Origin of the sequence: Chelativorans petroleitrophicus (assembly GCF_025398195.1) — a bacterium.
Taxonomy (GTDB): domain Bacteria; phylum Pseudomonadota; class Alphaproteobacteria; order Rhizobiales; family Rhizobiaceae; genus Chelativorans; species Chelativorans petroleitrophicus.
On record NZ_JAODNV010000009.1, the window covers coordinates 74,681 to 98,506 of the forward strand.

Below are 23,826 nucleotides of genomic sequence, written 5' to 3' on the forward strand. Positions count from 1 at the left end.
GCGCCTCCCTGCCTCCGGGATCGGAGGTAGCCGTCTTTCCAGGCATCGCAATCCTCTTTTCTAGCAGGCGCTCAGTGCTGAACCGACGCCATCTTCGAAACTATTCCGGGACAGGCGAACGCTCCCTCGAATTCATCCGGATGAATCGTCTAATAGCCACGCTCTATGACGTTCGGATGAAAGCGGAAGGGAAAGGATACGTGTGCAGCAGAAGGGTAAATGAGGGTGCCCGGATGTAAGCCTTATCTCACCCGTTGGTCACCCGTCATGGAGACCGCCTCGGTCTCGCTTTCAACCATCCCGCGCATGAACGTCCCGCGCCGAGTGCCGCAGAAGCGCGGCACAGAAGGCCTGAGCAGCGGGGCCGAGCGGCTCGTCCGCCCGATGCATCAGCCATGCGCGAGCCCTCGTCTCTCCAAGCGGGCCAAACTCCGCGGCCGGCACCCGCACAAGCCGACCCTCCGCCAGGTCACGCTCAACCAGCCACAGCGGCAGGTTCCCCCAGCCGATCCCCGCGAGGATCAAAGCATGCTTCGTCGCGAAGTCGCTCACGCGCCATGTGCCGGGGGAGAGCACATTGTAGTATCGGCCCTCCGTCAGAGGCGAGGGGTCCTCCACGACGATCTGCACATGCTCGGCGAGTTCAGCCATGGGGATGAGCCCGCCGTCAGGCCGCTTCGCCAGCGGATGGTCCCTGGATACCACGGCCACGCGGGCAACGAATGTCAGCGCCCGCCGCTCAATTCGCGGATCGGGAATGTCGATGCCGCTGATCGACAAGGTGGAGCGGCGCTCCTGAAGCGCTTGCACCGCCTCGCCCAGCGCGGCGGTGAAAACGCGGACGCCGACAGAGGGATAGATGCCGTGCAGCTCCCGCAGCGCGGCCGCGGCGATGCTTTGGGGGAACTGCGGGTCCAGCGCTATAGAAATGCCGAGCTCCACCCCAGCGCCTAGCCCGCGTGCCCGCGCGCGCATGGCGTCCACCTTGATCAGAATGGCGCGCGCGTCGGCAAGCAGTGAACGCCCCTCATCGGTGAGCGTCGGCCGGTGACCGGACCGGTCGAAGAGGCTGACCCCAAGCTGGTCTTCCAGATTGCCGATCGCATGGCTCACGGCCGACTGGACGCGGGCAAGGCGCGCGGCTGCCGCGCGAAAGCTGCCTGTTTCAGCGACGGCAACGAATGTCCGCATCTGATCGAGGGTCAGCCCGTCGAGCATGATCGATTCCTTAGATCATCTTGACTGATATTTTCTCAATTACGCTAATCAATTCGAAATGTCATCTGTCTTCCTGAATACGCGCGGATGAACCCCTCAACTTCAGGGAAAGCAGATGACGAAAATTCTCGTGCTCTACTATTCCTCCTACGGCCATATCGAGACGATGGCGAAAGCCGTTGCCGAAGGCGCCCGCAGCACGGGGGCCAGCGTTGCCATAAGGCGCGTGCCGGAGCTGGTGCCCGAGGAAGTCGCCCGTAAGTCCGGCTACAGAGTGGATCACCAGGTGCCCGTGGCGCGCGTCGAGGAACTTGCCGACTATGACGCGATCATCATCGGCACGCCGACGCGCTTCGGCACTATGGCAAGCCAGATGAAGAACTTTCTCGACCAGGCCGGCGACCTCTGGTTTCACGACCGGCTCGTCGGCAAGGTGGGCAGCGTCTTCACTTCCACCGGCACCCAACATGGCGGCCAGGAATCGACCATCCTGTCATCCCATGTCGTCCTCATGCATCTGGGCATGGTGATTGTCGGCCTACCCTACAGCTTCAAAGGCCAGTTGCGAATGGACGAGATCACCGGCGGCTCGCCCTATGGAGCGTCCACTCTGGCTGCAGGCGAGAACCATGGCGACCGCCAGCCAAGCGCCAACGAACTGGACGGCGCACGCTTTCAGGGCCGGCATGTGGCTGAGGTTGCCACCGCCCTGGTGCACGGCCGTAAGCACCGCGAGCTGGAGGCGGCGCTGTGAGGAAACTGGCTCTGAAAACGCTCAGCCGGCCTTGGCCAGCCGTTCTTCTCATTTTTGGCGCCGGTGTGGCCGGCTCCTTCCAACTGGGCAAGGCCTCCCTGGCGCTGGCTCAGGTGAAGGCGGAGCTGGGGCTCAGCCTTGCCACCGTCTCCTGGCTGGTTTCGGCTTTCGCCGTGGTGGGCGCCGTCGCGGGCGTGCCGGTCGGCCTTTTCGCCGACCGCCTCGGCGCTCGCCGGATGGCCGTGGGCGGCCTCGTGCTGATGGGCGTAGGCTCCCTGCTCGGCACCCTTGCCCCGGACGCCGCCAGTCTGCTCGCCATGCGGGTGGTGGAGGGGCTTGGATTTGTTGGCGTAGTCGTTGCCGGTCCTGCCTTGATCGATGCCGCGGCTCCCACCGCCATCCGCCAGCGGGCCATGGCGCTGTGGGCGACATTCATGCCGTTCGGGATGACGCTTATCCTGCTTGCTTCGCCCTTGCTCGATCTCATCGCCTGGCGCGGGTTCTGGCTTCTCAACACCGCGCTCCTGTTCCTGTACGCGGCGCTCCTCGCCCTCAGTCCATTACCACCGACGCCGCGGCCGGAGCGATTTCGGCCGATCCTGCGCGATATGCTCGATACCGCGGTCTCGCCGGGCCCGTGGACGCTGGCCGGACTGTTCGGGTCGATGTCGGCGGCCTACTTTGCGATGTTCGGTCTTCTTCCGATGTATTTTTCGGAGCGGTTTGGCCTCACCAATGAAATGGCGGGGCTGGTCGCGGCAGCCGCGATTGCAGCTAGCGGTTTCGGCAATCTCGCCTGCGGTCAGTTGCTGGCGCGCGGTTTCGGCCCGACGCGGCTGCTCTTTGCCGGGTTTACCGGTATCGCGGTGTGCGGCGTCGGCATTTTCGGTCCCTTCTCGCCCCTGCCGCTCGCTTTTGCGCTTTGCATCCTTTTTTCCTTTGCAAGCGGCCTGATCCCGGTCGTGATCTTCGACAGCGCGCCAAGGCTATCGCCGCGTCCGGACCTCCTCGGCGTGACCATTGGTTTTGGGATGCAGGGCAGCAATCTTGGCCTGCTTGCTGGACCGCCCCTGGCCGGTGGTGTTGCGGCCGCTTTCGGCTGGTCTGCGATCGCAGTCCTGATCGTCGGCATTGCACTGGCTGCGGCCCTTGTCGTTGCCCTGTTCCATAAACGGCGCAGCCGAGAGTATCCGGCGGTAGCAGAGAAAGCCTAGGGCGCACGGCAGAAGTGAGTATCGCCGCTGACAAGCTGAGCCTTCCGGCGCTCACGGCGATGGTCGTCGGTTCGATGGTCGGGGCGGGCGTGTTTCAGCTGCCGGCGCGTTTTGCGACCCAGACGGGGGTCTATGGCGCTCTGATCGCATGGACGATCGCGGGTCTTGGCATGCTGACCCTCGCCTTCGTGTTCCAGACGCTGGCGATCCGCAAGCCGCAACTCGACAACGGCGTCTACGTCTATGCGCGAACCGGGTTCGGCGTCTATCCCGGCTTTCTCTCTGCCATCGGGTTTTGGGCCTCTGCCTGCGCCGGCAACGCCTTTTACTGGGTGCTCATCATGACCACCCTTTCGCAGCTCTTCCCGAGCGCAGCAGGCATCTTGGGAACGAGCGACACCTGGCCGGCCTTCATCGTCTCGTCATCGTTGCCGCGATGCCCAAGCTGCGCGCCGCGATGCACCTCGACACGGTCTTCACCTTTGCCGATCGCGACTGCGTGCTGATCTATCCCGACATCGTCGACGGCATCGACGTCTTCTCCTACCGGCCCGACGGCAAGGGGGGACTGGAACTGCACAAGGAAAAGGGCAACTTCGTCGACACCGTGCGCGATGCGCTGGGCCTGAAGAAGATGCGCATCGTGCAGACCGGCGGCAACGACTACATGCGCGAGCGCACGCAGTGGGACAGCGGCGCCAATCTCGTCTGCGTCTCGCCGGGTGTGGTCTTTGCCTACGACCGCAACACCTACACCAATACGCTTTTGCGCAAGGCGGGTATCGAGGTGATCACCATCGCCGGAGCTGAGCTCGGCCGCGGGCGCGGGGGAGGGCACTGCATGACCTGTCCGATCATCCGCGACGCGGTGGATTACTAGCCCGGGTTTCCAGAAGAACTCCGAAGCGGCAGAAAAGAGGAAGGCCGTTGCGGCCTGACGGGGGTTTACTTTGTCACCTGATGTCTGCCTGTCCGGCGGACACCGCCTCGCCGCTGGTGCTCGTTCCGGCATCCGCCACGCCATCGTGAGCAACAAACGCCAGTCCCTTGCGCCCGCTGCTGCGATAGACGGTCGGGGAGACGCCATGGGCGCGGCGGAATACCTTGGAGAAATAGTTGGCGTCGGCAAAGCCGCAGACCCTCGCTATGGCTTCGACCGGCGCATCGGTGGCCAGAAGCATGCGTTCGGCCCTGTCCATGCGACGGCGCAGCAGATAGGCCGAGGGCGGCTCGTCCATCGCCGCCGCGAAAAGACGCACAAAATGCGCACGGCTGAACCCAGCAGCCCGCGCGATCGCACCCACGTCGATGGGCCGGGCCAGATTCTCGTCGACGAAGGCGACGGCACGGCGCACAGGGGAGGGCAGATCGTCCGCATCCTTTTGTGTGGCGAAGGTATCATCATAAAGCGCTGCGAGGGCAGCATAGGCCGCGCACGATATGGCACCCGGCCGATCGGCACTGCCGGAAAGAAGCGCCAGACACGCACCGGCAAGCCGGTCCACACCCTCCGTTGACGGCCGCAGCACAGGTCCTCTTTCCTCGATAATAGCGCCGGCAAGCCGCAACGCCTCCCGGCCGGTAAGTATGATCCAGAAATACTCCCATCGCCCGCCCCGTTCCAGCCAGTAGCGGTTGGCATGCGGAAAGGTGAGCAGCATGGTCTCACCGGGACGCAGGCAGTGCTGTGCACCGGCGTAATCGAGCCGGCCTTCGCCAGCAATCGTGTGCTGAATCAGCACGAAGGGTGTGGGGCCGCGCCTGAGGCCATCCCAGGAATAGATTTCGTTGACGCGCAGCTCGAAGCCCGCTCCCCCTGCCATGCAGTGAAGCCCCACACCGCCCTTGGGCGGCGTGATACGGCGCATGGCATGACCGTGCCCGATTAGTGCCGAGAGCACAAATTTACCCTTTCGCGCATAACCTTTCTCTACACCGAAAGAGCCGAACCAGCTAGGGCTTTCACCGGTATCGGAATAGTCCGGAAAAGGATGAGCGCATGTCTTTCAAGGTTGCCATCATCGGGGCCGGTTCGGTGGGCTTCACCAAGAAACTCGTTTCGGACCTCTTCAAGGTCCCTGAGTTCGCCGACATCGAGATCGCGCTGACAGACATCAACCCGCACAATCTCGATATGATCCGGCAGATCATCGAGAAGATCGTCGCGGTCAACAATCTGCCCGCAAAGGTGACGGCTACGACCGACCGCAGGCAAGCCCTCGAAGGAGCACGCTACATCATGAGCTGCGTGCGGGTGGGCGGACTTGAGGCCTTTGCCACCGATGTGAACATTCCCCTCAAATATGGCGTCGACCAGTGCGTAGGCGACACGATCTGCGCTGGCGGCATCATGTACGGCCAGCGCAACATTCCCGTCATCCTCGATTTCTGCAGGGATATTCGCGAGGTGGCGGAGGAGGGCGCGCTCTTCCTCAATTACGCCAACCCTATGGCCATGAACACCTGGGCCGCGAACAAATATGGCGGCGTCCAAACGGTCGGCCTGTGCCATGGCGTGCAGCACGGAGCCCACCAGATTGCACAGGTGCTCGGTATCAGAGACGAGGAGCTCGACTATATCTGCAGCGGCATCAACCACCAGACCTGGTATATCGACCTCCGCGTAAACGGGCGGAAAATCGGCAAGGACGAGCTGATTGCCGCCTTCGAGCGTCATCCGGTCTATTCGAAACAGGAGAAGCTCAGGATCGATGTGCTCAAGCGTTTCGGCTTCTATTCCACCGAGAGCAACGGGCATCTTTCCGAATATCTGCCCTGGTACCGCAAACGACCAGACGAGATCGGCAAGTGGATCGACCTGAGCGACTGGATCCATGGCGAGACCGGCGGCTATCTCCGCCACTGTACGGAGATGCGCAACTGGTTCGAGACAGATTTCCCGAAATTTCTGGAGGACGCGGGCAAACCGCTTTCAAAGCACAAGCGCACCACCGAACACGCCTCCTGGATCATCGAGGCGCGAGAAACCGGGCGCGTCTACAGAGGCCACTTCAATGTTCCGAACCGAGGCATCATCGCCAACCTGCCGGACGACGCCATCATTGAGAGCCCGGGTTTCGTCGACCGGTTCGGGATCAATATGGTTGAGGGCATCACGCTGCCGCTAGCCTGCGCCGCCACCTGCTCAGCCTCGATCTCGGTTCAGCGCATGGCCGTGGAAGCGGCAGTTTCCGGGGATATCGAGCTTCTGAAGCTCGCCATGCTGCATGACCCGCTGGTCGGCGCCATCTGCACGCCCGAGGAAGTGTGGGCGATGGTGGACGAGATGGTTGTTGCCCAGGCCCAGTGGCTGCCGCAATATGCCGATGCCGTTCCCGCGGCAAGGGAGCGGCTGGCCAAATCGGCCGTCAGGACACGCGACTGGCAGGGCGCGGCAAGGAAGGACGTACGCAACGTGGAAGACCTCAGGAAGCTCGCCGGCGCGCATCGGTAGTGGAGCGGCAGGTCGATCAGCTATGGGTTCTCTGACCGCGCGCCTGGCATCCACCCCACCGACCCATCTTTGTCGGGTCAAAGGCGCAGTGGTACACGGAGATCGGAAGGGGCAATATGGCATTCGTATCAACGATCAGTGGCGCGTTTGTTTTCGCTGGAAGGATGGCGACGCCTATGATGTCGAGATCGTCGATTACCACTAAGGAGCCAAGCCATGGCTGACTTTGCCCCCACGCACCCAGGTGAAGTATTGCGCGAGGATTTCTTGAAACCGCTTGGGATGAGCCAGTATGCCCTCGCCAAGGCAATTGGCGTGCCGCAGATCCGGGTGAGCGAGATCGTCAATGGCAAGCGTGCAGTTACGCCCGATACGGCACTGCGGCTTGCCCGTTACTTCGGCACCAGCCCGGAGTTCTGGATGGGCATGCAGATGACCTACGATCTGGAAACCGCGCGCGACCGGTTCGGCGAAGAGATCGTGGCGCAAGTCCGTCCTCGGGCAGCCTGAACCTGTTTGTCGCGCGCCACGGCTTCAGGGCAAATCTCCAGCAAAGCTGGCGACCACATGCTGAGGGCAAACTTCACGTTAAGTTCTTGCGCCGCACAAAGGACGTGAGGGCTTACCAGGGGCCGAAAAGGCGAACCTTTCTCCCAGCATCCATTTTTCAGCAGTTGATTGCGCTCTTTGCCCCTACGGCTATGGCGGGCCTGTTGACACCGCTGCCAAATTGAAACACTAGTTGAAATATATAGTATACGAGACTGAGCAATGCGCATCGCTCTTCATCAGGTCACCACCGGCCCCAATCTCTCCGCCAATGCGGCTCTCGTCGGCGCTGAAATCGCCAGAGCGGCCGCAGCCGGCGCTGTCCTGGCCTGTTTCCCCGAGGCCGTGAACATCCTGCGTGGGCATCAGCCCGATCTGCGGGAAAGCATGCCTGCCGAGGGGGCCTGTCCGGTGCTGGCGCGCGCATCCGAAGCGGCAAGAGCGCACCGCATCCACGTCCATCTCGGCTCGATTCTTGTCCGCACTCGGTCCGGAAAGATGGTGAACCGCAGCTATCTTCTCGGCCCGGACGGAAGCGAGATTGCGACCTACGACAAGATCCACCTCTTTGACGCCGATCTGGACGACGGTTCGCGGCCGGAATCGGAGCTTTTTGAATGCGGCAATGAAACCGTGGTGGTCGAGACGCCCTTCGGCCGGCTCGGCATGACCATTTGCTTCGACCTCCGCTTCTCGCATCTCTTCGTGGCGCTTGCGGAGGCGGGCGCTGAGATCATCCTCGTGCCGTCTTCCTTCTCGACCGTTACCGGCCCCGTGCACTGGCTGCCTCTGCTTCAGGCCCGCGCCATCGAGACGGGCTGCTATGTCGTTGCGGCTGCACAATGCGGCGCGCATGAACCGCCGCTTGTCACTCACGGCGAGAGCGTGGCGATTTCCCCTTGGGGCGAGGTTCTTTGCAAGGCGGGCAAGAGCCCGGCCATGCTCCTCTTCGATGCCGATCTGGAGAAGGTCGGCGAGGCGCGGCGGCGTATCCCTACGCTCGCCCTGCGCAGACCCGTTACCGTCAGGCAGATCGGGCAGCGCGCGGATGCCGCCTGAACCGGGCCTCGCTCGCGCCGGTGAAACTGCCCTTCCGTCCGATTCACGCTTCCGCTTCGCCTGGCGCATGCCGCCCTCCGGCAGGCCGGATCGGCCGCTTTTGATTGCCGTTCACGGCAGTGACCGCAACTGGCTGGCGTGCCGGGAGGCCTTCGTTCCGCTTGCCGACCGCTGCGATATCTCCCTTCTCGCGCCTCTTTTTCCCGAAGGCGTTTCTACGCCGGGCATGGCGGACGGCTACAAGTTCCTGCGCGAACCGGACGTGGACTACATCGCGCTGCTCCATGCAATGCTTGCCGCCTTTGCCGAAATTTCCCCCTTCGATTCCCGGCGGCTTTTTCTTTTTGGTTTTTCCGGCGGCGCACAATTCGCGCATCGTTACGCGCTTGTCGAGGCCACGCGGCTCGCGGGCCTTGTGGTTGCAGCACCCGGCAACGTCACCCTCGTTGATGATACGCTTCCCTGGTGGGCGGGAACAAAGGACATGGACAGGGCGCTCGGCCGGCGGCTTGACCGCGCGGGCCTTGGCACGCTTCCGGTGCACCTCATCGTCGGCAGCAAGGATTTCAGCGAAGGTCTGGTGGAGCGAGGCCCAGATGATCCCTATTACTCGCCCCACAGCCAATTGGGAGGCGCAACACGACGGGAGCGGATCGCTTCTCTTGCACGAAGCCTGAAATCGGTAGCCGGCAATGTCAGCGAGGAGACCGTCGAAGGGGCGGGTCACGACTTCGCCCCCCTTGCCGCTGCCGCCGCCACTTGGCTTGAACGTATGATGCGCGACTGAATTGACAGTGCCGCGATTTTCGCACCGCTAGAAAATATATAGTATGCAGCGAGTCGGCTGCCGCCTTTAGGCGCTGCGGATGCGCTAACGGAGACGAAGAATGCCATTGCCAGGCCCCGAGGCCGCAAGCAGTTTTGCCAATGCACAAGATCTCGCCTATGGCGCGATCAGGGATTGGATCTTCAACGGGCCATTGAAGCCAGGCGAAATCATCCGCGACACCGATATCGCCAATCTGCTCGGCATCAGCCGCACGCCCGTGCGCGAAGCCATCATCCGGCTTGCTCAGGAAGGCTTGATAGATGTCGGCAAGGGGCGCAAGACCCGCGTCAGCATTCCGGATATTTCGCGTGCTCCCGATCTCTACCGCATCGGCGGCACGCTCGACGGCCTCGCTGCGGAATGGGCGATGCCGAAGATCACGCAGGATGATCTTGAAAAAATGCGGTCTCTCCTCACGGCAATGAATGCGGAGAGCGATCCAACGCGGCTGGTCAAGCTCGATCTCGAGCTTCATGCGGTTTTTCGCGTGCTTGCCGGCGAGGTCCTGCGCGGGATGCTCGACGGGATCGAGGCGGAGATCGGCCGCTTCGAGCGGATGGCCTTCGACGATGCGGAAATTCGGACGCTGACGCGCGGCGACCACCAGGCCATCATCGCCGCCTTTGCCTCCGGTGACGCCCGGGCGGCTTCGGAGGCGGTACGCCAGAACTGGCTTAATGCCTGGGCGCGGCTTGAGTCGAGGCTTCGCGACGCGGACGTGCACGCCGCCGGGTAATCTTGGCATTTTCCAGCATTGAGGAATGAACCGCCTGCAGCGGGCGTCTATTTGCGCTTGCCTGTGTTCTCTCAGTGTATAATATACTTAATACTGAATTGACGGTTTCATCAGCCTCAAGGGGAATAAAATGGGCTTCCTTTCTCCATCCATTCTCAGAGCGCGCGTTGTACGTGGGGCTCTTCCGGCCGTGGCCCTTGCCTTTTGGGCGGCCCAGGCCTCTCCCGCGGCGGCCGATGCCGCCAACGGTGTCCTGCGGGTCGGGACGAGCTTCAGTTGCTCCTCCCTCAACCCCTATACGACGGTGCAGTCGTCCTGCCTGGCGGCGCTGAGGCTGATGTATCCTTCGCTGGGCCAGGCCTCTGGTACGGATGTCGTGCCCGATCTTGCCGAATCCTGGACGAGCGATGAGACGGGGTTGGTCTGGACCTTCAAGATCAGGAATGGCCAGTGGAGCGACGGCGAGCCGCTTACGGCTGGCGATGCCGCGTTTACCATCAACATGCTCCTGAAGCATGTCGACGGGCCCACCGCCCGCCGCGCCCGCTCCATCGGCACAGTGGAGAAGGCAGAGGCGCCCGACGATTCCACACTCGTCGTGACGTTCAAGCAGCCGACGGCAAATGCGGTGGGGCGGCTCGCGCAGGTTCTGATCGTGCCCGAGCACATCTGGGGACCGCTTGCTGAAGGCGACGGCGCAGCGATCACGACCTTCACGAATGACCCGCCGGTGGTGGGCGGCCCCTTCAAGCTTGCCCGCTTTACCGCCGATCAGATCATCCTGCTCGAGCCCTATGAGGACTATTTCGGTGAGGCACCGGCGCTGAAGGGTGTGGGCATCCAGTTCTTCACCGATTCAACCGCCATGGTGCAGGCATTGGTGAACAACCAGCTCGACGTCGTCACGCCGCTTCCCGTCACCTCCGTCGAGGCGGTGAAGAAGGCTGGCATCACCGTTGCGAACTATCCCGGCCTGCGCTTCCATAGCTGGCTCTTCAATTCATCGGAGAACCAGAAGGCATTCCCGGAAATCCGTGACATCAAGTTGCGTGAAGCCTTTGCACACGCTATCGACCGCAAGAAGATCGCGGAAGTGGCCTATCTCGGCTTTGCCACGCCCGGCGACTCCATGGTGCCGAAGGTAACCGGCTTCTGGTCCAATCCGAACATTCAGTCGGAGCCTTTCGATCTCGACCTCGCGAACAAGCTGCTGGATGAGGCGGGATACACGAAGGGTGCCGACGGTTGGCGCGTCGCGAACGGCCACAAGATGAGCTACAAGGTGCTGATCCCCGCGAATGTCGAGGGCGCCGAAGGGTTGCGGGCGCTCGAGATCGTCACCGAGGATTTCAAGAAGATCGGCGTGGAGCTCGTCACGGTTCAGAGCGACAACGCCACGATTTCCGAGGCGATCACCGGCCCGAACAACACCTTTGCCGAATCCACCATCGCGCAATGGGGCTGGATTCCGCAGATGGACCCGGACTTCATCCTCTCCGTGGTGCTGTGCAGCCAGATCGGCGGCCTGAGCGAAACAGCCTACTGCAACGAGGAATATGATGCCCTCTACGAGCAGCAGGCGAAGGAGGTGGATACGGAGAAGCGCAAGGAGATCGTCTGGAAGATGCAGGAGATCCTGCAGCGCGACCGGCCCTACATCGTCACTGTGCAGCAGAACAATGTGGAGGCGGTGGCGCCCGGCTGGACCGGCTTCATAGAGAACCCGATCGGCTTCCTGGACTACACCTCGAACCAGACTTTCCTCAGCATGCGGCCCGAAAGCTGACACAACCTCCCACCCGCGGATATTGCTCGGCGGTCGAACGGCAGAAACAGCCGTTGGCGAACCCGGCCGCCGAGGATTTTTCATGATGACAAGCAGATCCAGATATCTCCTCAACAAGGTCGGAATTGCCCTGTTCGGCATTTTCGCCACCTTGACGCTCAATTTCTTCCTGTTCCGGGTTCTGCCGGGCGATGCCATCGCGAACATGGCGCGTGTGCCCGGAGGCTCCGTTGAGCTGAGGGAAGCACTGATGCGGCAGTTCGGGCTCGATAAACCGCTCTGGGCCCAGTATGTCGACTATCTGGTGCAGCTTGCGCAGGGCAATCTCGGCGTCTCCTATTCCTCGCTCCGCCCGGTGACGGAGGAGGTGATGCGCGCGCTCGGCAACACCGTGCCGATGACGCTGCTCGGCATCGGCATCGCGGTCATCTTCGGAGTGGCGACTGGCATCCTCGCTGCCTGGAAGCACGGGACCGCGATCGACAACGTCATCACCAACACCGCCACCATCGTCTATTCGGCGCCGACGCAGTGGATCGCCATCCTGCTGGTTCTGGTGTTCGCCGGCATCCTGCCTGTTTCCGGCGCCTCGGATCCATTCGCCTTCGCCACGGACTTCTGGTCGGTCTTTTGGGACCGCCTCAAGCACATGATCCTGCCTTCGCTCACCCTGGCGCTCGCGACCTTCGGCCAATACACGCTCGTCACGCGCTCGGCCGTGCTCGCCACACTCGGCGAAGACTATGTCTTTGCCGCCAAGGCGGTGGGGTTTCCCGTCCGCCGCATCCTTGCAGGCTACGCGCTTCCCAATGCGCTGATCCCGATCGTCACTCTCGTTGCGCTCTCGGCAGGCACGGTCATCGGCGGCTCGGTTGTCGTGGAGACGGTCTTCTCATGGCCCGGCATCGGCCGCGCCATGTATGACGCCATCGTGCAGCGCGACTATCCGCTGCTTCAGGGTGCGCTCCTCGTTGTCACAGTCACGGTGATCCTGATCAATCTCGCCGCCGACATCGTCAACATGAAGCTCGACCCGAGGATCGTCGAATGAGCGGGATCATCGAACCCTCGGGCATTGCCGTCAGCCTTGCGGAGCCTGAACCCCGGCGCCTGCGCCTCGATGCGAAGGCGATCGCCGCGATCGTCATCCTCGTGGTCTTCGCTCTGGTGGCGCTTGCGGGCCGCTTTCTTCCGCTCGATCCCGGTGCAATCGACGTAACGAAGATCTTCGCGCCGCCCTCCGCTTCCCATTGGCTCGGCCATGACGATGCAGGCCGGGACGTTCTGATCCAGCTCGTCATCGGCGCCTGGCCGTCGCTGGTGGTAGGGCTTTCCGCAGCCGCGGTTGCCGTTCTCATCGGCGGCACCTTGGGCGTACTCGCGGGCTACTCGCGTGGCTGGCTCGATCTCGTGCTGCTGCGCCTCATGGACTATTTCATCGTCGTGCCCGCGCTTCCCTTCGCCATGGTCATCACAGCCATCTGGGGGCCCGGCCTCGGCCATCTGATCATCGTCATCGGCATCCTGCTGTGGTCCACCACGGCGCGCGTGGTGCGGGCGCAGGTGAAGTCCGGCCGCGAACGCCTTTACGTGCAGCGGGCCCAAGCTCTCGGCGCCGGACATCTGCATATCCTGCTCAGGCATATTCTGCCCCAGGTGATCCCGCTCATCGGTACCACGGGATCGCTCGCCGTGGCGCTCGCCATCCTTACGCAGGCAGCGCTCGAATTCTTCGGCCTTGCCGGCACGGGCGTGCTGTCCTGGGGAACGATGATCCGCTTCGCCTTCCAGCGCGATGCGATGCTCAACGATGCTTGGTGGTTCGTGGTGCCCCCCGGCCTCTGCATCTGCATCGTCATCACCGCCTGCTACTGGCTGGCACAGAGCCTCGAAAAGGCGCTCAACCCGCGGCTCTCCACCACGGACCTCAGGGTGAGGTCCTTCTCGCTGCGATCCGCCAGGGAGGGCGCCTGATGCCGCTCGTGGAGGTGGAAAAGCTCAATGTGTGGATGGCAGCCGGCGGGCGGGAGGTGCATGCCGTGCAGGATGCAAGCCTTACGCTGGAGCCCGGCGGTCAGCTAGCCATCGTCGGGGAATCGGGAAGCGGCAAGTCCACCCTGCTCATGGCGCTGATGGGCCTTCTCCCGCCGAACGCCACCGTCTCCGGCCGCGTGATCGTTGACGGCGTCGATGTGCTGGAAGGTCCCGAACAGGCGCTCGCCGCGCTGCGCTGGCGCACCGTGTCCATGGTCTTCCAGGCCTCCTCCAACCCGCTCAATCCCGTGCGCACGATCGGCCATCAGCTCCGGCAGGTGCTCGTCTTCCACGGGCTCCCCTCCGCGGAGGCGCGCGACAGGGCGCGCGAGCTTCTCGAGATGGTTCGCCTGCCGGCGGCAACCGAGCACTACTATCCGCATCAGCTTTCTGGTGGCATGCGGCAGCGGGCCGTGATTGCGCTCGCGCTCGCCTGCCGGCCGAAACTGCTGTTGGCGGACGAACCCACGACCGCCCTCGATCCGATCGTCCAGGCGGAGATCGTCGAGCTGATCCTGTCGCTGAAGAAGAGCCTCGGGCTCGCGCTCGTGCTGGTGAGCCATGACCTCGCGCTCGTGCGGCGCATGGAAGGAGACCTTGCCGTCATGCTCGGAGGAAAGATCGTCGAATACGGGCCGCTCGCGCGCCTGATGGCCAAGCCCGGCCATGAGCATCTGCGGACGCTGATCGCAGCCCTTCCCGATTTCGGCGAGGCGGGCAGGGACAAGGTCGCAGCGCCGGGAGGCGGATCATGATGCGTGCACAGGCAAGCGCGCCGCCGCTCCTTGAACTCCGCCACCTGCGGGTGAACTTCGTGGAGCAGAGCCTCTTCGGCCGCACGCTCAATGAGGTGTCGGCAGTTGACGATGTCTCGATCGAGGTACGGCAGGGCGAGATTGTCGCCCTCATCGGCGCTTCCGGCTCGGGCAAGACCACCACGGTGCGCGCCGCGCTCGGCCTGCAGCCCGTGACGGCAGGCGAGATTGTGTTCTCCGGCCGTCCCATGACCGGCATGGGTCCGCGCGAATGGAAGGACCTGCGCCGGCGCATGCAGCTCATCTTCCAGGACCCCACCGAGGCGCTCAATCCCCGTATGACGGTGGAGGAGATCGTCATGGAGGGGCTTCTCATCCATCGGCTCGGCGAAAACCCGTCCCGGCGGAGGGAGATGATCGAGGAAGCGCTCGGCTTCGTCGGGCTCACGCCGCCAGGCCATTTCCTGCGCCGCCATCCGCACACGCTTTCCGGCGGCCAGCGCCAGCGCGTGGCGATCGCCGCGGCTCTCGTGCTCTCGCCGGAGCTTTTGATCGCCGACGAGCCCGTCTCCATGCTCGACCCCTCAATCCGCGCCGGCATCCTTGACCTCTTTGCAAGACTCAGGGCCGAGCGCGGCATGAGCACACTGATGGTGACCCATGACCTTCCTTCCGCCTACCATCTCGCCGACCGTGTCTATGTGATGAACCGCGGCCGGATCGTGGAGGAGGGCCCGACCAAGCAGGTCTTCCGGTCGCCCTCGCATGACTACACAAAGGCGCTGATCCGCGCCGCAAGCGGCCAGACTCTGGCCGATGGACCGGTGCCATGAACGCCCAGACTCCGGAATCGCGCCTGCCGGCCTCCGCGCACCAGTTCGTGTTCGATCCGCAGGCAGAGCCCGCGCTCACGGTCGATCCCGGCACGGTGGTCGTGATCGAAACGCTGGACTGCTTTTCCAATCGGCTCACTGCCAAAAGCCCGCCGCTCCGCAACGACCGCGACGTGCTCAATCATATCGGCGGTCGCTACAACCCGGTGAACGCCCCAATTTATGTCCGCGGCGCCGAGCCGGGGGACGCGCTTGCCGTCGATATCCTCGACATCGCCCTCGCGCCGCGACTGGGCTTTGCCGTTACCCATGTGGCGCGCGACTGGGCCGAGCGCTTCGGCGGCGCCGCGTTTGCCGATGCGGTTGCGCCCGCGACCGTCGTGGCGGAAGTCTCACAAAACGTCGTCAAGCTGCCGCTCGCAGGTTCGCACGTCGAGGTCAAAGCGCAACCGATGATCGGCACCATCGGCACGGCGCCGGGTGAAGAGGCGGCAGCATCGCTTCTTTATTCCGCGTCTCACGGGGGCAATCTCGATTGTCCCCATGTTCGCCCGGGCGCCACGGTTCTCCTGCCCGTCAATGTGCCCGGCGCGCTTCTGTCGCTGGGCGATGTCCACGCGCTCATGGGCGAGGGGGAGGTGACCGGCACGGCGCTCGAAACCGATGCGGACGTGACTGTTCGCATCCGCCTTGTCAAAGCGCAGAAGCTTAAGATGCCGAGGCTCTTCGACGGTGAGGGGATCGGCTCTATCGGCTGCGGCTCGCGCACGAGCCTTGAGGACAATATCCGCGCGGCCGCACTCGACCTGATGGCAACACTTCAGGAGGAGCACGGCTTCTCCCCCGGCGACGCCCTTCAGGCCGTGAACCTCTTCGGGCGCATCATCGTCAACCAGGCGGTTGCGTCGGGGGCGAACGCATGGTCGAGCGTTCTGGTGCGGCTTGAAAATAGCGATCTCTCCGCCCTGCCGCGCTGAAGGAAGGCTCGCAGGCAAAAAAGCAAGAGCGCGCCATTACCCGACGGTTCCCGCATCGTTCTTTCCGAGCAGTTTCGAGCCTCCGGGAAACGCCCCGGAGAAAAAGCCCGGCGCGAGGCCGGGCGGAGTGTTGCACCGGGAGGAAAGTTCGAACTTGTTCAGGCCACCTGCCGGTTGCTGGGCCAGCGGGCCCATTCGGGCAGCATGTCGCCGTGCGCGGCCAGAAGGTCGTCGACGAGGCTCCATATCTGGTCGAGGTCGAGTTCCGCGCCGGTGTGCGGATCCAGCATCGCGGCGTGATAGATGTGCTCCGGGTTCTCGGTCATCAGCGCCGCGACGGTAAGCTCCTGCACATTGATGTTGGTGCGCATCAGGGCCGAAAGCTGCGGCGGCAGCTTGCCGATGGCCGTGGGCTGGATGCCGTTCGCGTTCACCAGGCAGGGCACCTCGACCGCGCAGCCTTCCGGAAGCGAGGTGATGTAGCCCTTGTTGGCAACGTTGCCGTAGATGACCGAAGGCTCGCCCGTCCAGACCGAGTTCAGGATGGAGGAGGCATATTCGTGGCTGGCCTTCACCTCGATCCGCTCGGCCTTGCGGTACTGTTCGGCCTGGTTCCGCCAGCGCTCGATCTGCTCGACGCAGCGCTTGGGATATTCATCGAGCGGAATGCCGAACTTCTCGATCAGGTCCGGCCGGTCCCGCTTGATGAACCACGGCACATATTCGGAAAAGTGTTCCGAGCTCTCGGTGACGAAATAGCCAAGCCGCGTCAGCATCTCATAGCGCACCTTGTTAGGGCAGCGCGGGTTCGAGCGGTTGGGCTTTGGGAACCGGCCCTCGCGGTAGCCTTTCAGAAGGTCGGGATAAAGATCCCTGTAGGTCCCGTCCGGCTGGCGATGCTCGAAACGCAGATAAAAGGCCATGTGGTTGATGCCGGCCGCGAGATAGCGGATTTCCTCTATCGGAATATCGAGATCGCGCGCCAGCTCCGAAGCTGTTCCTTGCACGGAGTGGCACAGGCCCACCTGGCGGATTTGCGGGTATTTCGCCGCGATGGCCCAGGTGTTGATGGCCATCGGGTTGACATATTGCAGCAGGATCGCCTCGGGGCACACCTCCAGCATGTCCTCGCACAGCGCCCACAGATGCGGCACCGTTCTAAGGCCGCGCATGATGCCGCCCACGCCCAGCGTATCGGCAATGGTCTGCCGCAGGCCGTATTTCTTCGGCACGTCGAAATCGATCACCGTTGACGGCTCGTAGCCGCCGATCTGGAAAGCGACGATGACGAAATCCGCGTCGTCGAGCGCCGCGCGCCTATCCGTATGGGTTTCGACCTTTGCCGGCACGCCGAGGGTCGAGACCAGTTTGTTTACGACAATGGCGCTCTCCTCGAGCCGTTGCGGGTTGATGTCCATCAGCGCGATGGTTGCTCCCTGGAGCGCCGGGCGCTGCAGCACGTCGCCGATTATGTTTTTCATGAAAACGGTCGAGCCTGCACCGACAAAGGCGATTTTGGGTTTTGCCATGCTTCCTGCTCCTAGGCGGCTATTTCAAATGCGGCTCGAACCAGCCGCGCGGTATAGTCTGTGCGGGGGTTGGAAAGCACCTCGTCCACCGGCCCTTGTTCGACGATCCTGCCGAACTGCATGACCATGACGCGGTGACAGAGCGCCCGCACGACCTTCAGGTCGTGCGAGATGAAGAGGTAGCTAAGGCCCTTCTCGTCCTGCAGCTTGCGCAGAAGCCTGATGATCTGCGCCTGTATGGAGAGGTCGAGCGCCGAGGTCGGCTCATCGAGCAGGATGAATTCCGGTTCCAGCGCGATCGCACGGGCAATCGCAATCCGCTGGCGCTGTCCGCCGGAGAATTCGTGCGGAAAGCGGTTGAGGATGTTGTCCGGCAAGCCCGCGTCCCTGAGAGCCTGCCGTACACGGTCAAGCCGCTCGCGCCGGCTAGCGCCGATACCATTGACGATCAGACCCTCCTCGATGATCTGGCGCACGGACATACGCGGATTGAGGGAGGCAAACGGGTCCTGGAAAACCACCTGCATGCGCGAGCGCAGAGGGCGCATGCCTTTGCGGTTTAAGGCATGGATGGGCTGGCCGTCGAAATAGATTTCGCCGCCTTGATTCTCGATGAGCCGGATGAGCGCCTGCCCGAAAGTGGTCTTGCCTGAGCCACTCTCGCCGACAAGGCCCAGGGTTTCGTGGCGCCTCAAATCAAGACTGAGATTGTTGACCGCCACGAGATCGAAATAATCGGGCCGAAGCATGCCGCCACGGCGGAGCTTGAACGTGACATTCACGTTCCGTCCCTGAAGCACGATGGGGCTGTTTTCGGACAAGGGCCTGGCGGATCCTCTCGGCTCCGCGGCCAGCAGGCGCTGCGTGTAGGGATGTTGGGGATTCGAGAAGATCGCCTCTGTCTCGTTGTGCTCTCGCACCACGCCGTCCTGCATCACGTAGACGTATTCAGAGAACTGGCGGACGATGGTGAGATCGTGGGTGATCAGGATCACCGCCATCCCGTACTTGTCCTTGAGATCCTTGATGAGATGCAGGATTTGCGCCTGCACCGTCACGTCGAGCGCGGTGGTCGGCTCGTCGGCAATCAGGATGTCCGGCCGGTTGGCCAGCGCCATCGCGATCATAACTCGCTGGCGCTGGCCGCCGGAAAGCTGATGCGGATACTGCCTGAGCCGCTCGGCGGGCTGGGAGATCTGCACCTCCTCCAGCAGTTGCCTGGCCCTTTCCAGGGCCTCGCGGTGCGAGATGCGGTTGTGCAGATGCAGGATTTCGCAGATCTGTCGCCCGATGGTGTAGACCGGATTGAGCGAGGACATCGGCTCCTGGAAAATCATGGAGACCTTCTTGCCGCGCAGCCGGCGCATCTCCCTCTCGCTCAGGGAGGTGATATCCATTCCCGACAGCGTGATCTTCGTACCGGGCTTGATGGTAGCGCGCCGGGACAGAAGCCGCATGACCGTGCGCGCTGTCACGGACTTGCCCGAGCCGCTTTCGCCCACGAGCGCGATGGTTTCTCCCTTGTGGAGCTGGAAGGAAACGTCGCGCACGGCGTTGACCACACCGCCCTCGACCTTGAAGTCGACAGCGATGTTCCGTGCGTCAAGGATCAGCTCCCGACCGTGCTTGCCGAGATCGTGCCGTTCCGGTGGGGCGAAGGGGTTGCGTTCAGGCATTCCCGGCCCTTTCAGTACGGATCGACCGCATCGCGCAGGCCGTCGCCCAGCGCGTTGAAGGCGAAGACGGTGATCAGCACGAACACCACCGGTGAAAGAATCCAAGGATAGGAGCCGATCACCGAGAAGGTGTTGGTGTCCTGCAGCATCAGCCCCCAGGAGATCAGCGGCGGCTTCACGGCGAACCCGAGGAAGCCGAGAAAGCTTTCGAGCAGCACTACCGTCGGTATGGCGAGGGTCACCGCCACGATGATGTGCGAGAGCACGTTGGGCAGGATGTGCCGGGTGATGATGCGCAGGTCGCTGGACCCCACGGCTATGGCCGCGCGCACATAGTCTATCCGGGCGAGCGCCAGGGTCTTCGAGCGCACCTCGCGCGAAAGCTGCGCCCAGCCGAGAGCCGCGAGTACAGCGATGACGAAGGCGATGAACACGTTCGAAGGCGCCGTCAGCGGCACCAGCGAGGTGAGCGCGAGATAAAGCGGAAGCTGCGGGAAGGCGAGCACGAAGTCCACGAAACGCTGGACCACATTGTCGACCGTGCCCCCCAGATAGCCCGAGGTTATGCCTATCAGGGTGCCGACCGTCGTGGTGATCGTCACCACGGCGAAGGCGATGAGAAGCGAAATGCGCGAACCGTAGATGCCTCGCGAGAGGATGTCGCGGCCGAACTTGTCCGTGCCGAGCAGGTGGATCGGCCGCCCGTCGGTGGAACCGAAGAAGTGTCGGTTCGTAGGGATGATCCCGAAGAGACGGTACTCGTAGCCTTTGACGAAGAAGCCCACAGGCGTCGGATCATCGAGTATTGGGCCGGTGAGCGGCTGAAAGGTGACGGGGTCGAACTCGCCCGTCTCGCCGATCGGATAGACGTGAGGGATCAGGCTGAAGCTGCCGTCGGGCGCGGTGAAAGAGATCATATCGGGTGGCGCGAAGGGCGTATCCGTCGCCCGCGGGTGCATCGGAGCGAAGAAGTCCGCGAAAACGGCCATGACGATGAGAAGCGTCACCAGCACCAGCCCCGTCATGCCGCTGACGGAGCGCCTGAAACGCCGCCATACCAGCGTGTAGTAGCTCTCGTTCCTGTCCGGGAGGCGCGCAAGGACCATATCGTCCGGCTCCGTCGCCGACGGCGCTACGATAGGCTCGCCGGAAGGAGATGGCTGCGGCTCGAGACGGCGAAGATCGAGGTCTGTCATGCGGACTTCTCCCCGCCGAGGCGCACGCGCGGATCAAGCGCGGCAAGAAGCAGGTCGGCGATGATGTTGCCCACGATCAGGGTCGCGGCAAGGACCAGCATGAAGGTGGCAGTCACCCATACGTCGCCGACCGCCATGGAGCCAACAATGGCGGGTCCCACGGTCGCCAGCCCGAAGACAACCGCCACCTCGATCTCGCCGGTGAGCATGTAGGGCAGCACCACACCCTGATAGGCGACCAGCGGATGAAGCGCGTTAGGCACGGCATGCCGCAACACCACGGCGCTCTCCGACAGGCCCTTGGCGCGCGCCGTCTCGATATACTGCGCATTGAGCACGTCGAGCAGATTTCCGCGCATGACGCGCATGTTGTAGGCGAGCCCGCCGAAGGTGGCGATGAAGATCACCGGCCAGACGTGCTGCACCAGATTGACGAACTTGTCCCAGCTCCAGGGCGCTCCGCCATAACGGGCCGAGAAGAACATGCCCACTTCGGAAACGTTGAGCCGGAAGACGAGGATATAGAGGATGATGATCGCAAGCAGGAACCGCGGGATCGTCAGCCCGAGGAATGAGATGAAGCTGAGCAGGGTATCCGCCCAACTGTATTGACGGGTGGCGGCAATGATGCCGAGCGATATGCCGAACAGCGATGCCAAAAGATGGCATGTGAGCGCCAGCGCAATAGTCGCCGGCAGGCGGCTGGCGACGACGTCGCCCACGGGCCTGTTGTAGTAGAAGCTGTGCCCGAAATCGAAGCGCGTGACGATGCCGGTGACCCAGCGTATGTAACGCACGACAAGAGGATCATCGAGCCCGTGCGCCTCGCGATAGGCGCGGGCCTGCGCCTCGGCCTGCTCGATCGAGGCGCCGCCCTGGTTGATCAGCATGGAGCGGATGTAGTCTGAATAGTCGCCGGGCTTCGCTTCGATGATGGCGAAAGTGACGATGCTCAGGGCGAACAGGATCGGGATCGCCCCCAGGATTCGCACGGCAAGAAATCTCAACATGACGCACGCCCGCTCATTTCGGACGGTCAGGGGAAGTCCCCTGACCGGCACCATGGCCGCTAGGTGATGGGGCCGTCTCCGCCGGGCTCGCCCGGCAGGGATTGCGGATACAGCTCATAATCCTGCTGCTTGTCCTTGGGCACGTACACCCGCTCGCGGATGATGTTGTCCTCCGCCCAGTTGTACATGTAGATCGGCGCACCGGCCGGAATATTGGCGAAGCGCTTGTTGATGATCAGCGCGCCCGGATACTGGGTCAGCCCCACCGAGTAGACATTCTCGGTGTAGACCTTCTGGTAGCGCTTCATGAGCTCTGCGCGCTCGTTCAGATCCTGCGTGCGCACGAAGGCGTTGACGATGTCCACCAGTTCCTGCTCGAAGGGTAGGAGGTCGAGCGTGCCGTCGCTGCCGGCGCGGTGGAACTGGTGCACCTGTGGCCCCGTAGGCGCCAGCATGGCGGTGTTCTGCACCACGGTCACCATTTCCGCAGTCTGGCGGAAGACCTGCCAATCGAAGCGGCCCGACTGGTAGAGGTCGTCCCGCGCCGTGCCCTGCTGCAGGTTGAGGATCACGCGCAGGCCCAGCTCCTGCATCATGTTGACCACGCCTTCGGCGAGGTTGCGGTCGGTGTTGTAGTCGGTGTTGGCGAGCAGCGTGATCTCGATGTCGCGTCCGCCGGCGGTGCCTTCAGGGAAGTTGCGAACGCCGTTACCGTCCGTATCCTTAAGCCCCAGCCCGTCCAGAAGGGCGTTGGCCGCTTCGATGTCGTAGGGGTAATAGACGGTCGACTCCTTGTCGTAATAGGTGGTGCCCGCATAGAGCCCGCCCGGATAGATGGCGGTGAAAGGCCCGCGAACGAGCGATTCACCCAGCCGCTGCCGGTCGATCGCCATGGTGACCGCCTTGCGGAAGTCGAGATTACGGTTCAATTCGCGCACCGCCTGGGCGCGTTCGTCCGGATCGCCCCAGCCGTTGCCCGACAAGTTCATCTGCAACGTGTAGCCGATGGTGCGCGGCCCGAACTGCAGGCGCGCCGGAGCGCTCTCATCCGACCCGCGGCGCAGCGCCTCGACATAGCTTTCCGGCTGCTCGAGGTTGGAGAAGTCGCCGGAACCCGCCACCGCCTGCACGTCGCGGTCAGCCCATGTAGACAGCCTGTAGTGCACCTCATCGAGATAGGGGAGCTGGTTCCCTTCCTCGTCGACCTTCCAGTAATAGGGGTTCCGTCGCAGGACGATGATGTCGTCAGGCCGGTATTCAACCGGCACCCAGGCGCCCATGACCGGCCAGTTCATGAATTCCGGCGGAAAAGCGTTCTTGTATTCCTCATAAGTGTTGTCCGAATATTTCGGATGCTTCGGCTTAAGGATGTGGGACGGGCCAGGGCAGAAGTTGCCGTAGGCCATCTGGTAGAGATATTCCGTGGGGAACGGTGTGTCGAAGGTCCACCTGATGGTGTAGTTGTCGATCTTCTCCAGCTTCGTGCTCTCGCCGCCGAAATTGGCTGGACTTGCGCCGTTTAGCGGCGTCAGATTCGGGTCGAGCACGTGATCCTCCCAGTAGAACATCACGTCCTCGGCGTCGAAGGGATCGCCGTCTGACCACTTCGCTCCCTCGATGAGGTGCATGGTGAGCTGGTGTCCGTCATCGGACCATTCCCAGCTCTTTGCGAGATTCGGCAAAGGCTGCAGTTCCTCCGCCTTGACCATGAAAAGCGGTCCAGTGCGCGTGAGGCATTCCATCATGCCGATGTCGATTCCGCCCCAGCCCTGGGACTGGCCGGCGATGTAGTTCCAGCCTTCCGGCCGGCCGCCGATCACGTGGCGCATCACGTCGCCGTATACGCCGATTCCGTCGGGCATGTTGGCGGCCTTGTAGACCAGCGGTTCCTTGGGCAGACGCTCCTTGACCGGAGGCAGCTTGCCCGTCTTGACAAATTTCTCCGTTACCCATTCCGGCTCGTGATATTCGGGCAGGGCGCGATATTCCAGAATGTCGGAAACGCCGACAAAGACCGGCTCGCTCTGAGCCGGGAATTCCGGCGGGTCGGGTGGCGTGGTCGGCTCCGACGCCCGAACCTCAAGACAGAGCACAGATGTGCCAAAAAGAAGACCTGCCCCGAGGGCAAACAGCTTCCCGTACATCGTTCCTCCCTTTCATCGTTCGACGCAGGGCTGCCGGGATTTCCTTTCCCGGCACGATTGCCGCCCCATGACG

22 protein-coding genes and 1 pseudogene are annotated in these 23,826 nt (G+C 63.0%); 16 read left to right on the plus strand and 7 right to left on the minus strand.

Features of this window, described 5'->3' with window-relative positions; genetic code table 11:
• Positions 1-291 precede the first annotated feature (291 nt).
• Positions 292-1,218 carry a LysR family transcriptional regulator gene (locus NYR54_RS08940; protein ID WP_261515288.1) on the minus strand — a complete coding sequence of 309 codons (927 nt, stop codon included), beginning with the start codon at positions 1,216-1,218 and terminating at the stop codon, positions 292-294.
• 115 nt (positions 1,219-1,333) lie between these two features.
• Between NYR54_RS08940 and wrbA the strand changes: the two genes are divergently transcribed.
• From wrbA to NYR54_RS08960, 4 genes and pseudogenes are all read left to right on the plus strand, one after another.
• Positions 1,334-1,972 carry an NAD(P)H:quinone oxidoreductase gene (gene wrbA / locus NYR54_RS08945; RefSeq protein ID WP_261515289.1) on the plus strand — a complete coding sequence of 213 codons (639 nt, stop codon included), beginning with the start codon at positions 1,334-1,336 and terminating at the stop codon, positions 1,970-1,972.
• Entirely contained in the window at positions 1,969-3,186 is a 1,218-nt protein-coding gene (locus NYR54_RS08950) for an MFS transporter (RefSeq protein WP_261515292.1), read from the plus strand. The genes wrbA and NYR54_RS08950 overlap by 4 nt, the downstream gene beginning before the upstream one ends.
• 74 nt (positions 3,187-3,260) lie before the next feature.
• Entirely contained in the window at positions 3,261-3,692 is a 432-nt protein-coding gene (locus NYR54_RS08955; protein ID WP_423738599.1) for an amino acid permease, read from the plus strand.
• Positions 3,593-4,066: pseudogene (locus NYR54_RS08960) on the plus strand (arginine deiminase family protein); the annotation flags it as partial. The gene NYR54_RS08955 and the pseudogene NYR54_RS08960, both read left to right, overlap by 100 nt.
• 73 nt (positions 4,067-4,139) lie before the next feature.
• On the opposite strand, the gene NYR54_RS08965 reads toward NYR54_RS08960, so the two are convergent.
• Positions 4,140-5,087: a helix-turn-helix domain-containing protein gene (locus NYR54_RS08965; RefSeq protein WP_261515293.1), complete on the minus strand. Its 948-nt coding sequence runs from the start codon at positions 5,085-5,087 to the stop codon at positions 4,140-4,142.
• A 98-nt stretch (positions 5,088-5,185) separates the two neighbouring features.
• Between NYR54_RS08965 and melA (NYR54_RS08970) the strand changes: the two genes are divergently transcribed.
• From melA (NYR54_RS08970) to NYR54_RS09025, 12 genes are all read left to right on the plus strand, one after another.
• Positions 5,186-6,640 carry an alpha-glucosidase/alpha-galactosidase gene (gene melA, locus NYR54_RS08970; protein ID WP_261515294.1) on the plus strand — a complete coding sequence of 485 codons (1,455 nt, stop codon included), beginning with the start codon at positions 5,186-5,188 and terminating at the stop codon, positions 6,638-6,640.
• A gap of 22 nt (positions 6,641-6,662) precedes the next feature.
• Complete coding sequence (locus tag NYR54_RS19345) at positions 6,663-6,845, plus strand: type II toxin-antitoxin system RelE/ParE family toxin (RefSeq protein WP_423738598.1); 183 nt, start codon at positions 6,663-6,665, stop codon at positions 6,843-6,845.
• A gap of 11 nt (positions 6,846-6,856) precedes the next feature.
• On the plus strand, positions 6,857-7,150 hold the full coding sequence (locus tag NYR54_RS08980) for a HigA family addiction module antitoxin (protein WP_261515295.1): 294 nt from the start codon (positions 6,857-6,859) through the stop codon (positions 7,148-7,150).
• Positions 7,151-7,411: 261 nt separating this feature from the next.
• Entirely contained in the window at positions 7,412-8,248 is an 837-nt protein-coding gene (locus tag NYR54_RS08985; RefSeq protein ID WP_261515296.1) for a nitrilase-related carbon-nitrogen hydrolase, read from the plus strand.
• Positions 8,238-9,035, plus strand: a complete 798-nt coding sequence (locus NYR54_RS08990; RefSeq protein WP_261515297.1) for an alpha/beta hydrolase — start codon at positions 8,238-8,240, stop codon at positions 9,033-9,035. Before NYR54_RS08985 ends, NYR54_RS08990 begins: the two co-directional genes overlap by 11 nt.
• Before the next feature lie 100 nt (positions 9,036-9,135).
• Complete coding sequence (locus NYR54_RS08995) at positions 9,136-9,813, plus strand: GntR family transcriptional regulator (RefSeq protein WP_261515298.1); 678 nt, start codon at positions 9,136-9,138, stop codon at positions 9,811-9,813.
• A 190-nt stretch (positions 9,814-10,003) separates the two neighbouring features.
• Entirely contained in the window at positions 10,004-11,599 is a 1,596-nt protein-coding gene (locus NYR54_RS09000; RefSeq protein ID WP_261515300.1) for an ABC transporter substrate-binding protein, read from the plus strand.
• Between the two features lie 82 nt (positions 11,600-11,681).
• A complete protein-coding gene (locus NYR54_RS09005; protein ID WP_261515301.1) occupies positions 11,682-12,650 on the plus strand; it encodes an ABC transporter permease in 969 nt (322 codons plus the stop codon).
• On the plus strand, positions 12,647-13,573 hold the full coding sequence (locus NYR54_RS09010; protein WP_261515303.1) for an ABC transporter permease: 927 nt from the start codon (positions 12,647-12,649) through the stop codon (positions 13,571-13,573). Before NYR54_RS09005 ends, NYR54_RS09010 begins: the two co-directional genes overlap by 4 nt.
• A complete protein-coding gene (locus NYR54_RS09015; RefSeq protein ID WP_261515304.1) occupies positions 13,573-14,388 on the plus strand; it encodes an ABC transporter ATP-binding protein in 816 nt (271 codons plus the stop codon). Before NYR54_RS09010 ends, NYR54_RS09015 begins: the two co-directional genes overlap by 1 nt.
• On the plus strand, positions 14,385-15,221 hold the full coding sequence (locus tag NYR54_RS09020) for an ABC transporter ATP-binding protein (protein WP_261515305.1): 837 nt from the start codon (positions 14,385-14,387) through the stop codon (positions 15,219-15,221). The genes NYR54_RS09015 and NYR54_RS09020 overlap by 4 nt, the downstream gene beginning before the upstream one ends.
• A complete protein-coding gene (locus tag NYR54_RS09025; protein ID WP_261515306.1) occupies positions 15,218-16,198 on the plus strand; it encodes an acetamidase/formamidase family protein in 981 nt (326 codons plus the stop codon). The genes NYR54_RS09020 and NYR54_RS09025 overlap by 4 nt, the downstream gene beginning before the upstream one ends.
• 158 nt (positions 16,199-16,356) lie before the next feature.
• Here the strand turns inward: NYR54_RS09025 and melA (NYR54_RS09030) are convergent, their stop codons facing one another.
• The 5 genes from melA (NYR54_RS09030) to NYR54_RS09050 all read right to left on the minus strand — a co-directional run bounded on the left by melA (NYR54_RS09030) (position 16,357) and on the right by NYR54_RS09050 (position 23,753).
• Positions 16,357-17,727: an alpha-glucosidase/alpha-galactosidase gene (gene melA, locus NYR54_RS09030; protein WP_261515307.1), complete on the minus strand. Its 1,371-nt coding sequence runs from the start codon at positions 17,725-17,727 to the stop codon at positions 16,357-16,359.
• 11 nt (positions 17,728-17,738) lie between these two features.
• Positions 17,739-19,403 carry an ABC transporter ATP-binding protein gene (locus NYR54_RS09035; protein WP_341484290.1) on the minus strand — a complete coding sequence of 555 codons (1,665 nt, stop codon included), beginning with the start codon at positions 19,401-19,403 and terminating at the stop codon, positions 17,739-17,741.
• 11 nt (positions 19,404-19,414) lie between these two features.
• Positions 19,415-20,509 carry an ABC transporter permease gene (locus NYR54_RS09040; RefSeq protein WP_261515429.1) on the minus strand — a complete coding sequence of 365 codons (1,095 nt, stop codon included), beginning with the start codon at positions 20,507-20,509 and terminating at the stop codon, positions 19,415-19,417.
• An 86-nt stretch (positions 20,510-20,595) separates the two neighbouring features.
• Positions 20,596-21,609 (minus strand): ABC transporter permease, encoded by a 1,014-nt coding sequence (locus NYR54_RS09045; RefSeq protein WP_261515308.1) that lies wholly within the window; start codon positions 21,607-21,609, stop codon positions 20,596-20,598.
• A 59-nt stretch (positions 21,610-21,668) separates the two neighbouring features.
• Positions 21,669-23,753, minus strand: a complete 2,085-nt coding sequence (locus NYR54_RS09050; protein ID WP_261515309.1) for an ABC transporter substrate-binding protein — start codon at positions 23,751-23,753, stop codon at positions 21,669-21,671.
• Positions 23,754-23,826: the final 73 nt, after the last annotated feature.

Coding starts and splice junctions, on each gene's coding strand:
- NYR54_RS08995 (WP_261515298.1), top strand. CDS start 9,136: ATGCCATTGCCAGGCCCCGAGGCCGCAAGCAGTTTTGCCAATGCACAA.
- NYR54_RS19345 (WP_423738598.1), top strand. CDS start 6,663: ATGGGTTCTCTGACCGCGCGCCTGGCATCCACCCCACCGACCCATCTT.
- melA (WP_261515307.1), bottom strand. CDS start 17,727: ATGGCAAAACCCAAAATCGCCTTTGTCGGTGCAGGCTCGACCGTTTTC.
- NYR54_RS08955 (WP_423738599.1), top strand. CDS start 3,261: ATGGTCGGGGCGGGCGTGTTTCAGCTGCCGGCGCGTTTTGCGACCCAG.
- NYR54_RS09005 (WP_261515301.1), top strand. CDS start 11,682: ATGATGACAAGCAGATCCAGATATCTCCTCAACAAGGTCGGAATTGCC.
- NYR54_RS08940 (WP_261515288.1), bottom strand. CDS start 1,218: ATGCTCGACGGGCTGACCCTCGATCAGATGCGGACATTCGTTGCCGTC.
- NYR54_RS09050 (WP_261515309.1), bottom strand. CDS start 23,753: ATGTACGGGAAGCTGTTTGCCCTCGGGGCAGGTCTTCTTTTTGGCACA.
- wrbA (WP_261515289.1), top strand. CDS start 1,334: ATGACGAAAATTCTCGTGCTCTACTATTCCTCCTACGGCCATATCGAG.
- NYR54_RS08980 (WP_261515295.1), top strand. CDS start 6,857: ATGGCTGACTTTGCCCCCACGCACCCAGGTGAAGTATTGCGCGAGGAT.
- NYR54_RS09040 (WP_261515429.1), bottom strand. CDS start 20,509: ATGGTCCTTGCGCGCCTCCCGGACAGGAACGAGAGCTACTACACGCTG.
- NYR54_RS08985 (WP_261515296.1), top strand. CDS start 7,412: ATGCGCATCGCTCTTCATCAGGTCACCACCGGCCCCAATCTCTCCGCC.
- NYR54_RS08990 (WP_261515297.1), top strand. CDS start 8,238: ATGCCGCCTGAACCGGGCCTCGCTCGCGCCGGTGAAACTGCCCTTCCG.
- NYR54_RS09020 (WP_261515305.1), top strand. CDS start 14,385: ATGATGCGTGCACAGGCAAGCGCGCCGCCGCTCCTTGAACTCCGCCAC.
- melA (WP_261515294.1), top strand. CDS start 5,186: ATGTCTTTCAAGGTTGCCATCATCGGGGCCGGTTCGGTGGGCTTCACC.
- NYR54_RS09015 (WP_261515304.1), top strand. CDS start 13,573: ATGCCGCTCGTGGAGGTGGAAAAGCTCAATGTGTGGATGGCAGCCGGC.
- NYR54_RS09045 (WP_261515308.1), bottom strand. CDS start 21,609: ATGTTGAGATTTCTTGCCGTGCGAATCCTGGGGGCGATCCCGATCCTG.
- NYR54_RS09025 (WP_261515306.1), top strand. CDS start 15,218: ATGAACGCCCAGACTCCGGAATCGCGCCTGCCGGCCTCCGCGCACCAG.
- NYR54_RS09010 (WP_261515303.1), top strand. CDS start 12,647: ATGAGCGGGATCATCGAACCCTCGGGCATTGCCGTCAGCCTTGCGGAG.
- NYR54_RS09035 (WP_341484290.1), bottom strand. CDS start 19,403: ATGCCTGAACGCAACCCCTTCGCCCCACCGGAACGGCACGATCTCGGC.